Here is a 13,666-nt window from a genome sequence, read left to right as displayed (position 1 = left end):
GATTATCACGGGAATAACAAGGCAGGTGCCTGCAAGGGCAGCTGACAGAATTGAAAAACCAAAATGAAGTGCGGTGACAAAGAGCGCGTACCCGAATAGACCGAATATGATGGAAGGTACTCCGGCCAGAGTCTCCACTCCAAATCTCGCAAATACAATAAGCTTCTGCACAAATTTGTTCTTGATGTTATCCGCGTATTCAACGAGAAATATTCCCGCGCTCACTCCGAGTGGGGTTGCAAAAACCAGTGTTGTGATTACCAGATATACGGTTGCTACTATGGTGGATGATATTCCGCCTTCTCCCGACAGCCCGCCCCTTGGAGGAGTTAGGAAAAAATCAAGATCGATGAAAGCGAATCCTTTAATGATTACGTAACCGATAACAACAAGCATGATCGATACCGTAAGACCGCATGAAAGCCACATGGCCGAGAAGGCGAAATTCTGTTTAAATTTTCTTAGTATCAATAGCTCTTCTCCAGTTTTCCACGTGACATGAGATACTTCGCGGAACTGTTTACAATCATTATCAGTACGAACAGAATAACCCCGGTCGCAAACAGCGCGCTTTCGTGAAGACCTGTTGCGTAGTTGATCTCAACCGCGATATTCCCTGTAAGTGTTCTTGCCCTGCTGAGGAAAATGGAAAGCGGATTTCCGGTTGAGGCTGCCGGAATAATCACCGAATTACCGATAACCATTATCATCGCGATAGTTTCACCGAGGGCTCTTCCCAGCCCCAGCACTATTGCTGAGATTATGCCCGACCTGGCTCCGGGGATGATGACCTTCTGAATTGTCTCCCACTTCGTCGCACCCATGGCCAGTGAACCTTCCCTGAATTCCTTTGGCACACTTCTTATTGCATGCTCTGCTACGCTTGTAATAGTGGGAAGAATCATTACAGCCAGTACTATAGAAGCTGAAAACAGCCCAAAACCGGTGTTTCCCGGAACGTCGATTCCACGTACAATCGGCACGATAATTACCATTCCGAAAAGACCGTACACAACTGAAGGGATACCGGCAAGCAGTTCAACACAGGGTTTAACTATGGCTCTAACTTTGGGGTGGGCGATTTCCGAAAGGAATATTGCGCATCCAATAGCGAGTGGAACCCCAAGGATAACCGCACCCGCGGTAACGAGACCGGAACCGATTATCATCGCAAGAATACCGTATTGACCTTGCCCGGGTCTCCAGACGGATTCCGTAAGGAGTTTTCCCAGGCCGATATCGCGGAAGGCTGGCAGAGCTTCTCTGAAAGTGAAGAACCCGATCATCATCACAATCAGGATTGATGCAAGTGCGGCGAAGAGGAGGGAGTACTTCATTGCGGTATCGAACCGCTTTTTGTTTTTCCGCACGCCAGCCTTCCCTATCATTCAAACGGATTAACTATATGATCGGAAGATAGCCTTCATCGACAACTATTGCCTGGCCATCTTCGCTCATTACGAAGTCAAGAAAAGCATGGATTTTTTCTTCAGATTCTCCGCAGGTAATCATGTTAAGAGGTCTTACGACGGAATATTCTCCCGACACAGCATTCTCTTCTGTCGGAAGAACACCATCAATGGCAATTGGTTTTGTCTGTTCGTCAAGATAACCGAAGGAGAGAAATCCTATTGTGCCGGGTGTTACAGAAATAGTGGTTCTGACAGCGCCGTTTGAAGGTTGAAGAATGGCGTTATCAACAATAAGAGCATCTTCCATGACCATGTCTTCAAATGCTGCCCTTGTTCCTGAGCCCTCTTCACGCGCAACAACTGTTATTATCAGATCCCCGCCGCCAACTTCGTTCCAGTTGGTTATTCCGCCCGAGAAGATCTGCCTTACATGCTCCTTTGTAAGACTCTCCACTGCGCAACCGGGCTCGCATACTATCGCGATTCCATCCCTTGCAATAGTATGTACTATCAGTTCAGGATATTCCTGCAGTTCGGAAAGCTTGATTTCTCTTGAGGCCATTCCGATATCAGCACTTCCATCCGCTGACGACCTTACCCCGACACTGCTTCCCCCACCCTGCACGTATACTATTACACCGGGTTCAAGGGCTTCAAAGGACGCTGCCAGAACTTCTGCAAGCGGCTGTACTGTAGTTGAACCCACAAGGTTGAGCTCACCTTCAAGGGAAGTCTCTTCGTTAACTGCTTCGCCAACTGTTGATTCATCCGTGGCAGCCCCGGTTTCTTCGCTCTCACCGCCGCAGCCAGCAATCAGTAGAGCAAGCGCTGCGACTATTATCGGTAATTTGATTGTGAATAATCTCATTGTGTTCCTTTCCGCCATTTTCAGAAAATACGTTCTTAAGAAAGCTTAGAATTTCATTCTCCAGCCCAGGTACATGTCGGTATAACCGTCTGTGTTATCATCCTGGAAAGTGTGGTTACGTCCACCGATCTGCAGTGTATTCTTGCCACTGTACAGGTCGAGATTAAGACAGAAATCAATTGCGCCGCAGTCATTCTCCGGATCCGTACTGCCTTCGTAAGCGGGGCTGTAGTTCTCGTAGCGGATTGCCGGCCTGATAGCCTGGATGACAGGGCTGTCAAGTTCGAATTTTGGAGCCAGCGTGAATGCATATGCACTGGCATTGTTCATATCAGCGCTATCGGATGCAGCCTTTCCGAGAATAAGGTACTCTCCGACGAAATTCAGTGTGGAAGTTTCACCGAGAGGATACTCAACGACTGCGTAGAAATCCATACCGCTCGCGGACCAGGTATCCGTATTGGTGGTGTCGGGATCGTTCATTGTGTGTTGACCGAAGGCGCCTGCAATTGTTATTCCATCAACAGGCTCGATCTCGCCCCGGATGGTGAACTGTTTGTTACTGTCATCTTCCGGTTCGTTATCCCCTGCACCGTTCGTGTAAGACAGATCGAAATTGACCATGTCGAAGCTGAGGTTGAGGTTGGCACCGATATCGCGCTTGCCGAATTTCTTGAATTCACTTCCGTCCGTAAGTACAGCCCGGCTGAGGAAGTACATGCTGCTGCCGGAACGGGTATAGTTATAGCCAAAGGGCCTCTTGAACTGACCCATGGTGAATGTAATGCTTTCATCGAAGTGCAGGTTGGCAACGATGTCCTCGGTAGTAAGACTGAGGTCTTCGTATTCACCTTCATATTTAGTGGGTTTGGCTTTGAATGCTATTTTGGCATCAAGCCATTCATTAAGAGTCGGCAGCCATTCCATGCATGCGATAACATCAAATCCCATGTCGGGATCGGCGTCTTCCTCTCCATAAATGTAAAGATCGGAGATCACGTATCCCTTGAATTTCAGGAGTTCAGCACCACCGGTGGCGAATTCTCCAGAAGCGAATACTGACCCGGCAAGGATAGAAACGATTAGAACGTACTTCATTACGTTCATTCAAATACCCCCTTATTAAGGTTTGCATTACGGTTACAAGTTACACGGGGGTAAAATTGATTCCATTTGTTAAGGAAATGTCTGCTTTTTGTTAAGCTTCTGTTAAGATTCGAGATTTAAGGGAATATCCGTTGAATTACAGATCTTCGAACGGGCTGATTACACCTTATACTCATTGTCTGTGTAGTCAGAGCCAGACACAGGAAAAACGTATACAGGTAGAAATCGAATCGGGTAGCCGGAGGTTTTTAACCCACGGCCCATTCCGACCCAGAGCAGTCATTGCTTTTACCTATGGGTTTGCTAGAATTATTCAGGACCCAGATAGTTCCAATAAAGAGGATAGCTTCATACTACTGGGTATGTCAACTACTCTAAGGGACAGTATGATCCTCTGTTCGCTCTCGACGCGTATCGTAGGGAAGGGGCATCCTAACCCGCGCTTCAGCGGTCGCTGGATTACTCGCCGCTGAGCGCAACCGTTATGTGAAAGGAAAACAAATGTCAAAAGTAAACGTAAAATCTATAAATACACTTACCATCTACGTCACCGATCTTGATAAGTCAAAAGCATTCTATACTGAACAACTTGGATTTGAAGCGGGAGAAGAAATGTCTCCTGGCATTCTCTTGCAATCAGGTGATGTCACGTTATATATAGAAGCAGGACGCAAAAAGCGGACGTCCGAATTAAAAGAGTATTCAGAGTTCAGTCCATGTTTTGAAACAGATAGTGTTAAACAGACCTACGAGGTACTGAAATTCTCAGGGGTCAAGGTTGTGGAGGAATATCAGGAATTTGCACCAACTTTTGCCTTGTTCAAGATTGTTGACCCAGACGGCAACCTGATAGAATTCGCAGGAACACCATAATTACATAATAAAATGCAGTTTACTTTCTTTACTACTTGCAAGAATAAGCAACTGATATACACGTCTACATCAAAAGGAGAACCATGAACATCGGATTTTTAGCTTCGCATAACGGGAGTAACATGCAGGCAATAATTGACGCATGCAGGTCCGGTGTTCTTCAGGCTGAGCCTGCGGTAGTTATAAGTAACAATAACAGATCCGGCGCAATTTCCCGCGCAAAACATGAGGGTATCCCCTGTTACCATCTTAGCGCAAAAACACATACTGAGCCCGGGGAGCTTGATCAGGCGATTCTTGACGCGCTGCTGAAGCATAAGGTGGACATCGTTGTACTGGCGGGATACATGAAGAAACTGGGACGTAGGACTCTATCGCAATTCCCCGGACGCATTCTCAATATCCATCCTGCCTTACTTCCAAAATACGGAGGCAAGGGAATGTACGGCATGTATGTTCATGAAGCGGTCATAGCAGCCGGAGAAACTGAAAGCGGTGTGTCAATCCATGTTGTAGATGCGGAATACGACACGGGGCAAATTATAGCTCAGGCCTGTGTCCCGGTCGAACCTACGGACACTCCAAAGACTCTAGCTGCTCGAATCCTCAAACGAGAACACACGTTCTTTGCCGAGATATTGCAGAAGATCGCAACCGGAGCAATCACGCTGCCTGTGCAGGACAAGTAAATATCTGAATGTACATCGAGCATGAACCAGCTCAGTTATCGATAGTACAGGTCAACCCGATTAGGCTGGAGTTCATTTCACCGGCAAACCTACCGTGAACATCGTTCCCGATCCCGGTGTACTTGATACTCGTACCCATCCGCCGTGAAGAGCTACAATATGCTTCACTATGGCAAGGCCGAGCCCTGTACCACCACGGCTTCTTGATCTTGCTTTATCAACCACGTAGAACCTTTCAAAAAGCCTTACAAGATGTTCTTCTTCTATTCCTATCCCTGTATCGGAAACAACGACAGTTACGAAATGCCCCCTTGCCCCGATCCTTACAGCGACTGCTCCGGCGGAAGTATACCTGACGGCGTTATCGATAAGATTTATAAGAACCTGCTCAATGCGGAACCTGTCCGCTCGGATAACCGGAATGTGAGTTTCCTTCTCAATTATCAAATCAAGGCCCTTGTCTTCAGCTCTGGTTCTGAAGAGCTCAATTGTATTGCTCACAACGTCTCCCAGATTCACTTCAGATACATCCAGGGTTGTCATGGGATGTTCCAACTCAGAGAGTATTCTGATATCGTCTACAATCCTGATAAGCCTGTCAGTGTTTCTCAGAATGATTCCCATGTACTTCCTGTCTTCGCCAGAAAGATTGTCAAGGATGGTTTCACCATAACCTTTTATTGATGTAAGCGGGGTTCTCAGTTCATGGGAGGCGTTATCAGAGAACTCCTTTTTTACCCTTTCGGTTTCTACTATCTCTGTGATATTCCTGAATGTGATAACGAACTGATCGGTTTCAGGAATGCCGGCTGCCCTGGCTGAGAATACGTTTCCACCGGTACATACCTCACCGGAAACAGTTCCGCTGTTAAGAACCTTCTCCACGAAATCTCTGAATTCACCGTTTGAAATAAATTCAAGATATGTGCATCCTTCTTCGTGTTCGCCGGCATCTGACATTTTTCTAAAACTCCTGTTGGCCGTTATCACAATGCCTCCGGCGTCAATAACAACCAGGCCCTCAACAACTGATTTCAGTATCGCGTCCAGACTGGTATTCTTGCCTGACAGTTCTTCAATGAGTTCATCTGTCCTGGATATCATTCCGTTTATATCCGAAGCCAGCCTGCTGAGTTCACTGACGGAACAGGGAGCAATCCTAATGGAATAATCTCCCTCTTCAACCTTCCGTGTCGCATCAGCAATATTCCTTATTGGATCGGCAAAACTTCTGGAAAAGAACCATGCAGTAATCAGACCTGCAACAAGAACTACCAACATGACAATAGCCATATCTGAAATGACCCCTTGTAGAATGGATCTCTGGTCAGATAAGTAAAGACTTGTCCGTATGACCGCAGGAATCGAATCGCCAATCTCAACCGGGACAGCAACGTACAACATATCCCTGCCAAGTGTTTCGCTATACCTGGACGATGTTCCAACCATACCGTTGAAGGCACAGATGACTTCCGGTCTTGTTCTATGATTCTCCATACTGTCCGGCTGCTCGTCAGAATCTGCAAGCACGATGCCATCTCTTGTTATAAGTGTAATCCTGAGATCCAATCTTCCGCCCAGTTCGTCAGCAATGGAATCAAGTTCTTCGGGTTTACTCCCCAACAGAGGAGCAAAAGTAAATTCCAGCGCTTCGGCGCTTTTTGTGAGATTCGACATGGCAAGGGTATTGAACTTGGATTTTATCGTATTGAAAACAAGAATTGGAGCAAGTACTGCCAGAATAAGAATAACCACCAGAAATCCGGAGAACGATCTTCCGAAAATGGTTTTCAATTTCCCTCCGAAAGTCTGTATCCGATTCCCCTGACGTTTTCGATCAGGTTTCCGGTTTCACCCAGTTTGCTTCGCAGGTGAGCAACATGAACATCTATTGTACGCTCGGTTACATACTTCTCACCCTGCCACAGAATATCCAGAAGTCTGCTGCGGGAGAAGACCCTTCCCCTCGCTCTGGCCAGGGTTTGCAGCAGTTTGAACTCGGTGGATGTAAGATCGGCTCTGACTCCATTTACCAGGACTGTGAATTTATCAGTATCGATTATCATGGCATCATTTACAATGATAGAACCACTGTCTGGAGTTTTCGCAATACTTCTTCTCAGTACGGCTTTCACTCTGGCTACAAGCTCCCGGGGAGAGAAGGGTTTTGAGACGTAATCATCAGCTCCCATTTCCAGTCCGGCGACTCTGTCATACTCATCCACCATGGCTGTAAGCATGATTATCGGCAGGTGTGATGTGGAATCCGATGATCGAATCATCCGGCATACTTCCGTACCATGGATGTCCGGAAGCATAAGATCCAGGATAACCAGATCTGGAACATCAGTCTTCAGTGCATTAAGAAAGGCTGTGGAATTTTCGAATTCAATAACGCTGAAACCGGCACGATTAAGATGTATGGCTATAAGTTCAAGAATATCAGCTTCATCGTCGACAACCGCTATGCGTTTTCGAGTGATCATTTCTATCTGAAAATCCACCTTCCATGCCTGGCTCTCACCAAGTGATAATATATCATATTGAATGATTTCCATGTTTGCATTACGAACGAATGTAAGAAGAAACATGTCTGAATGTCCATACTTGCCGTTCAACAATGCATTAAGAATATTCACATTTATTATGTACAAACCTTATGTGAATCTGGAGGGTGTAGCTCTTAGAATGAAATCCGGAATTAATCAGCTGGAAAGCTCTGATATAACCAAGATCAGAATGACCTGCGTACAGGTAACGGTAAAAGAAGGGGAAACCCTTATCGTGAAGGGAGAACCTTCTGTAGATCTATACATAGTTTCCTGTGGTTCTTTCAAGGTATACGATGATACGCTGGGTGAGGATTTTGTTCATGCTATTCTTGAGAGAGGAGCCATTTTCGGTGAAATGTCATTCATAGATAATACACCCCGCTCAGCATCTGTGAAAGCAATTTCCGATGGTGTACTCCTGAGAATGGGCAGAAAAGAGTTCGATAACCTTCTCGCTTCCCACCCCGATACTGCGATGCTCTTCATTTTCACTCTTGCAAGAGTAATTACTAGAAGGCTGAGAAACGTGAACCTTGCCCTTCGAAACATGAGCTTCGACGAACATGACCGCGACAGTGAAAAAGTAATCAGAGAAGCTATCACCCAGATGGAGGATGCTGTTCACATCGAGCTTTCTGAAGATCCGTAAAACATGAATCAAAGGGCTCTACCTGAGGATTCAACTCACATGAGGAGGAAATATGTTACAGTTTATTGTATTTACACTGGCCATCGGCTCAGGAATTCCGATGCAGGAATCTTACGTCGAAACATCAAACGGGCTTTCAGAATGCATGATTGTAACAGATCAGGGAGATCAACCCATTCAGACTCATGAAGTTACATTTCCCGAAGCCGGTGGAGATCACAGTATCCTTTACAGGGCAAATACTCTCTGGGTAGACAGGAATCATCAGGCAGCAATAGCTAACGAAGTTGCCATCTCAGGAAACGGCCAGGGGATTCTTGCCAGCTGGTACCTCAATAACGACAGGCTTTCAAAGTACGTCATCCTGGGAACAGGTATCCCCTTGTGGAGTTTCAGTATGCCCGATAATGACTGGGGCATGGATGTAAGCGCCGGATCAGGAACAATTTTCGCCGGGCTTTCGGGATCGATGGGTCTTTTCGCCTGGCTTACCCCCTCTTCAATGCCCAGTCTTGAGCTGGAACCCGCTAAGAAGCAGGATATTTCTTCCGATGGTAATTATATAGTCTACGCGAAGAACGATGGAACATTGATCTGCTGGGATTGCGCTGCAGAAACAGAACTCTGGTCCACGCAACTTCAAACGACGGGAAGCGGCATATACGGAGTAGGAATTTCAGGGGATGGATCAAGGGTACTCGTATCGGTTTACGATACATCAAGCGGCGCACAGGTTTACGATATGTCAGATGGCTCCCAGGTGGGCTCGGCTCTTGGAAATTACGGACAGACAAAGGGCGATATTTCCTACGATGGAAACAGGATAGTAACCGGCGATTTCCATAGACGGATAAAGATGTACGAATTCAACGGAACAAGTTGGGATTTAGAAGGAAATGTTTACGCCGGAGACACCTGGGTAACATCGGTTTCCATAAGCGGCGACGGAGAAACGGTCGCGGGGGGAACCGTTAACCTGGGCTCTTATTCAGGTAAACTCATTAAAATTGACTGGCCTTCCTCCGGATCTCCAACCGAAGCATGGCAATACACGAATTATGGTGACCAAGTATCATCAATTGACATCTGTTACGATGGCTCGGTTATTATTGCTGGAAGCTGGGGTAAGTATAACGGAACCTTCGGCGACGTTGTAACGGTTCTGGACAATACAGGTTCCGTTATCTTCAATTTACTGGATGACATCGACGAACCTGGTTCCATATTCAGCGTTTCGATCAGTGATAACGGTTCCTTCGCGCTGGCTTCCGGAAAAGCTGTACATGCCAGGGCAATGGGTAACGGTGGCGAAGTGTACGGCATCCGTATCATCGAAGCCGGAGATCATGATGTAGCCGTAATCGCAATAGCGCAGCCCCAGGAAAACCTTGAAGTGGGTGATATCGTTTCGCCGGAAGTTACCGTATCGAATACAGGGCAGAATCAGGAATCATTCCAGGTTCACGCGGAAATAACCGAAGAGGGAATAGGAACTGTCATATGGTACGACGATGCATCGGTTACGAACTTAAATCCAGGCGCGAATGAACAGGTGATATTCTCGAACTGGACGGTGCCGGATTATGGAAAATGGGTTTTTACATCATACACCGAACTTCCCGGAGATGTGTATCCTGAAAACGATACCCTTGCTACCGGTACAGGAGCCTTCCATGATGCAATGGCCAAATCTATAATCTGCCCTTACCTTGAGAACACGGTTTTCCAACAGATGGTACCCATGGTCGAAGTATCCAATTCGGGAACGTATAGTGATTCATTCAACGCAATTCTTGAGATAACTCCCTCGGGTGGTTCCGCAGTTTACCTGGATACGGTAACAACCGCTTCCCTCAACCCGGGAACTTCAACGGTTCTGAGCTTTCCTTCCTGGATACCTCAGGAATTGAATACGTTCACGGCAGATCTTACTGTCGAATTGACAGATGATTACAGTGAAGATAATGATAGCATTTCAATTATCTTCGATACAACTTATGAAATTATTTACGATGACGGTTCTTTCGAATCCTACTACTGGGTCGGCACGCAGGATGACGACATGTTCGCAGAGAGATTTACCCCGGTTCTGACACCACCCATGACAATTAAAGGGACCAGGTTGTACGTGAACAGCTCAGATTCATTTGAATGGGTAGCTATCTGCCCCGATGACGGTAATGGGCGACCGGATATACTCAATCCGATCCAGATTGTGAACGACCCGGGTGTTTCCTCACCTCCAGCATGGCTGGAAATAACCTTTGATATCTGGTGGAATTGCACGGATGATATCTGGATTGTGGCAAAATGGTACGACGCAAAAGCTCTTGGTATTGGAACAGACATGAGCGACCCGGTTACAGGCAGATGCTGGTGGCACAATAAAACCAATGGATGGATGCATTTCACATCGGGAGATTACTCCTTCAGACTTGATGTGGAGCCGACAACCGGAACCGGGGAAGGTACTGGAATCCCTGCTGTTTACGACATGTGTTCACCAAGACCGAACCCTTCTGCTGGAAGAGTTTCGATAATGATGAGCATTCCTGAAACCGAGGGGCAGGTGAACCTGTCAGTTTACGATCTTTCGGGCAGGTGTGTTGATACGGTGGTAAGCGGTGTATTCAAGGCTGGTGAGCATAGTGTTGTATGGGATCCATCACAGTCTTCAATCTCAACCGGAGTCTATTTCTTGAGAATGGACGCGCCGGGCACTGTCGTAACCAAAAAACTGGTAATTATCAGATAGCGGGGTCAGGCGCCACTTGCGGCACTTAGCCAGGATATGAATAAATTGGGACAGACAGTTTCCCTTTACTGATATTCCATTGAATATTCGTTGTATTGCTTAAGAATTCTCTGTCGTGACTTACCAGCACCATCGCTCCAGTGTAATCGTTAAGTGCCTTTTCAAGACATTCCACCGATGGCAAATCCATATGGTTTGTGGGTTCATCCATTATCACCAGCCAGGGAGTTTTTGAAAGGCCAAGCGCCAGCAGAAGTTTTCTGGCTTCCCCCGGACTTGGCACCAGGGAGCTTAGTACCCTTTCCGGATCGCTGCCAAGTCTTCTCACAATGGTCATCACTTGTCCAAGAACTTCTCTTGAAAGCTTTTTTACCTCTTCCAGATAACCGCTGCACTCATCAGCTGTGATCTCCTGTGGAATCCAGATAAGTTTTCCGTCCGGGCAGTTCAGCCTTGACCTGAGATGGTTCAGGAGAGTGCTTTTTCCAGTTCCATTCCCGCCTGTCAGCGCTATTCTGTCTTCGGATCGAATTACCATCTGCGGATGCGAAAGGATTACTTCTCCCACCTGGATTTTTCCACGGGGAAGATCAAGAAGGAAGTTCCTTGCAGAGCCCTCGCCCGACATTTCAACACCTGTGCCGTATATCTTTCTGTATTTGATGGATTCCATACGATCTTTTGCTCTCTCCGCTCGTGCTGTCGCTTCTCTGCTTCTCTTCCCGGCGTTCTGTACTCTACTGGTATATTGGGATGGACCATCGTAATTGTACTTGCAGATATCCTTGAAGGAGATCCGTCTTCCGGAGAGGTGGGCCTGTACTGTCCTGGCCTGTATCATTTTTTTCCTGGCGTCCCGTTTCAATTGGAAGTACTTTGCTTCTGCTCTTTTTCTCTTCTTTACAAGGTATTCCCACCTTTCGCGGTCGGCTTTCATGGCCGATGTGTAACCTGTCCTATAAAGCTGTACGCCTTCCTGAAAGAACAGAGCGCAGGACGTACACAGTTCATCCATGGCATATCTGTCATGACTTACCAGCAAACCACAGCCATGATACTCCCTCATTGATTTCATCAGAAGGGATCTGCCGTCCGTATCAAGATGATTGAAGGGCTCATCAAGAGCCAGAACAGCCGGTCGAGTCCATATTGCCGCTGCAATCTGAAGGCGTCTTCGTTCACCATAGGAAAGAGTATCCCACCTGTTCCCCCAATCATCTCCGATTTTAAGAGTATCCCTCAATCCGATGGATTCTGAAGACCAGTCAAAGAGGAACTCATCCAGATATGGAGGAGGATGATCCGTCCTCTGCGGACAGTAAACAGTTGTTCCAGAAGAAACAACTGAGCCTGTATCCGGCATCAGGAGCCTGGTAGCGAGTTTAAGTACAGTTGTTTTACCACAGCCATTAGCCCCCGCGAATGCAGCCCAGCCGGAACCGAGATTCAGGGATACGGCGGAAACCGCCTGTTGAATTGAACCGGGATAGGTATATGAAACATTATTGAAACGCAGATATGTTTGATACATGAAAGTCCTTTCTGAAAAACTGCTTTTAACAACTGCTTTTTCAGAAAGTAATGATCATGTTTCACCATCCTGTGCAGGCAAATACTCGAACCTCACTTTTGCAATATACTTATTTTAACCTGCCCGTAAAACATCCTGATGGTTCCGGAATGTTGAGTTACTCAAAAACCTGTATCAGGTCATTGAATATATCCTTGTTCTCCTTGATCTTACCTTCGCTGCCTACAACGCAGAAATAATTTTTATTGAGTGCGTCTTCTATCAGATCAGCAAGCTTAACAACATCTTCCTGAGTGGTCGCGATTACCTGATCCCGGGTTTTCTGAACATCCTCGTGCGTAATACCGGTTATCCAATTTTCCGCAGCGCGTATGCCTTTCATTGATGGCGTCAGCGGCTGGTCAAGACCGGAGATCGACCCAAGGATGATGGCCCGCCTGTAGCTGACATCGACAAAAAGAGAGAATTCGTCAGGGCGGTAACAGATGCGGCCAGTAAATTCTAAGGTCTGCCAAAACAGATAATCGTCGTCATTATTCAGGATAACAAACCAGAAAACGTAGGATCTGCCGGATAGTACTCATCAAGCTCTTTCAGAAGCAGAACGAATTCTCTGCTCCTGTGTCTGTCATGAACCTGCCCGAATACATAACCGGTATGCAAGTCCAGTGCCGTTAAAAGTGACAGAGTACCAAGTCGTTTGTATTCATAATCTCTTGCTGTCCGTGTGTACTTCCCCGGTACTGGAGGCAAGTCCGGAGCAACATTCATGATTGCCTGTATACCTGGTTTCTCGTCGACAGAGACAGTGATAATTTTGTTATTCTCATCCTTGCTGTCATTGATGACATTCACTTCCCTGTATACAATAAGCACTTCCTCCATTTTTCTTTTAAATTCTGGATCTCGTTGCTCAAGATAGTAGCGAATCTTGTGCGGCTGAATTGGATGAGACTTCAGAATTCTTTGAATAGTCGCCTTCGCTGCATGCTCCAAACACTTGTATCCCGCAGCGGGAGCATGGTTGCGTGTGTGCTTTGCAAGCTGGGATAATGACCATATCTCCGCCGCATAGCCATGATCAACGGGTTTTGTGCATGCCAGATTGATAACCCACAACTTGGCGTGGATACCATGGTAATGGATAATGACGATGCTGTTCTGCGTCATGGAGTAAGAAGGGGTTCCAGCCCCTCCAGCTGAATTGGCTGGGTTACTTTGTGGACGCAG

The 13,666-nt window shown here is 46.7% G+C and carries 13 protein-coding genes; 4 read left to right on the top strand and 9 right to left on the bottom strand.

Annotated elements, in window-relative coordinates; all coding sequences use genetic code 11:
- From K8S15_09935 to K8S15_09920, 4 genes are all read right to left on the bottom strand, one after another.
- Positions 1-471 (bottom strand): phosphate ABC transporter, permease protein PstA (locus K8S15_09935; GenBank protein ID MCD4776354.1); only part of this gene is annotated, 471 nt, incomplete at its 3' end.
- Positions 468-1,337 (bottom strand): phosphate ABC transporter permease subunit PstC, encoded by an 870-nt coding sequence (gene pstC, locus K8S15_09930; GenBank protein ID MCD4776353.1) that lies wholly within the window; start codon positions 1,335-1,337, stop codon positions 468-470. The genes pstC and K8S15_09935, both read right to left, overlap by 4 nt.
- 64 nt (positions 1,338-1,401) lie before the next feature.
- Complete coding sequence (locus tag K8S15_09925) at positions 1,402-2,280, bottom strand: phosphate ABC transporter substrate-binding protein (GenBank protein MCD4776352.1); 879 nt, start codon at positions 2,278-2,280, stop codon at positions 1,402-1,404.
- 45 nt (positions 2,281-2,325) lie between these two features.
- Entirely contained in the window at positions 2,326-3,387 is a 1,062-nt protein-coding gene (locus K8S15_09920; GenBank protein MCD4776351.1) for a hypothetical protein, read from the bottom strand.
- Between the two features lie 501 nt (positions 3,388-3,888).
- Here K8S15_09920 and K8S15_09915 point away from each other — a divergent pair.
- On the top strand, positions 3,889-4,260 hold the full coding sequence (locus K8S15_09915; protein ID MCD4776350.1) for a VOC family protein: 372 nt from the start codon (positions 3,889-3,891) through the stop codon (positions 4,258-4,260).
- An 83-nt stretch (positions 4,261-4,343) separates the two neighbouring features.
- Complete coding sequence (purN, locus tag K8S15_09910) at positions 4,344-4,949, top strand: phosphoribosylglycinamide formyltransferase (GenBank protein MCD4776349.1); 606 nt, start codon at positions 4,344-4,346, stop codon at positions 4,947-4,949.
- Between the two features lie 72 nt (positions 4,950-5,021).
- Here the strand turns inward: purN and K8S15_09905 are convergent, their stop codons facing one another.
- Complete coding sequence (locus K8S15_09905; protein MCD4776348.1) at positions 5,022-6,743, bottom strand: HAMP domain-containing protein; 1,722 nt, start codon at positions 6,741-6,743, stop codon at positions 5,022-5,024.
- Positions 6,740-7,435, bottom strand: a complete 696-nt coding sequence (locus K8S15_09900) for a response regulator transcription factor (protein MCD4776347.1) — start codon at positions 7,433-7,435, stop codon at positions 6,740-6,742. The genes K8S15_09905 and K8S15_09900 overlap by 4 nt, the downstream gene beginning before the upstream one ends.
- Before the next feature lie 202 nt (positions 7,436-7,637).
- On the opposite strand from K8S15_09900, the gene K8S15_09895 reads away from it, so the two are divergent.
- Both K8S15_09895 and K8S15_09890 read left to right on the top strand, forming a co-directional pair.
- Complete coding sequence (locus K8S15_09895; GenBank protein ID MCD4776346.1) at positions 7,638-8,150, top strand: cyclic nucleotide-binding domain-containing protein; 513 nt, start codon at positions 7,638-7,640, stop codon at positions 8,148-8,150.
- A gap of 52 nt (positions 8,151-8,202) precedes the next feature.
- Positions 8,203-10,905: a T9SS type A sorting domain-containing protein gene (locus tag K8S15_09890; GenBank protein MCD4776345.1), complete on the top strand. Its 2,703-nt coding sequence runs from the start codon at positions 8,203-8,205 to the stop codon at positions 10,903-10,905.
- 25 nt (positions 10,906-10,930) lie between these two features.
- Here K8S15_09890 and K8S15_09885 read toward each other — a convergent pair whose 3' ends face one another.
- The 3 genes from K8S15_09885 to K8S15_09875 form a co-directional block, all read right to left on the bottom strand.
- Positions 10,931-12,436, bottom strand: coding sequence for an ATP-binding cassette domain-containing protein (locus K8S15_09885; protein ID MCD4776344.1), 1,506 nt, complete (start codon positions 12,434-12,436; stop codon positions 10,931-10,933).
- Positions 12,437-12,593: 157 nt separating this feature from the next.
- Positions 12,594-12,818 (bottom strand): hypothetical protein, encoded by a 225-nt coding sequence (locus K8S15_09880; GenBank protein MCD4776343.1) that lies wholly within the window; start codon positions 12,816-12,818, stop codon positions 12,594-12,596.
- Positions 12,819-12,973: 155 nt separating this feature from the next.
- Positions 12,974-13,666: hypothetical protein (locus K8S15_09875; protein ID MCD4776342.1), on the bottom strand; the 693-nt coding region annotated here is incomplete at its 5' end.

Source organism: Candidatus Aegiribacteria sp., from assembly GCA_021108005.1.
GTDB lineage: Bacteria > Fermentibacterota > Fermentibacteria > Fermentibacterales > JCC-6 > Aegiribacteria.
Note: the sequence above shows the minus strand (reverse complement) of the source record. Positions and strands in the feature narration are given on the sequence as shown.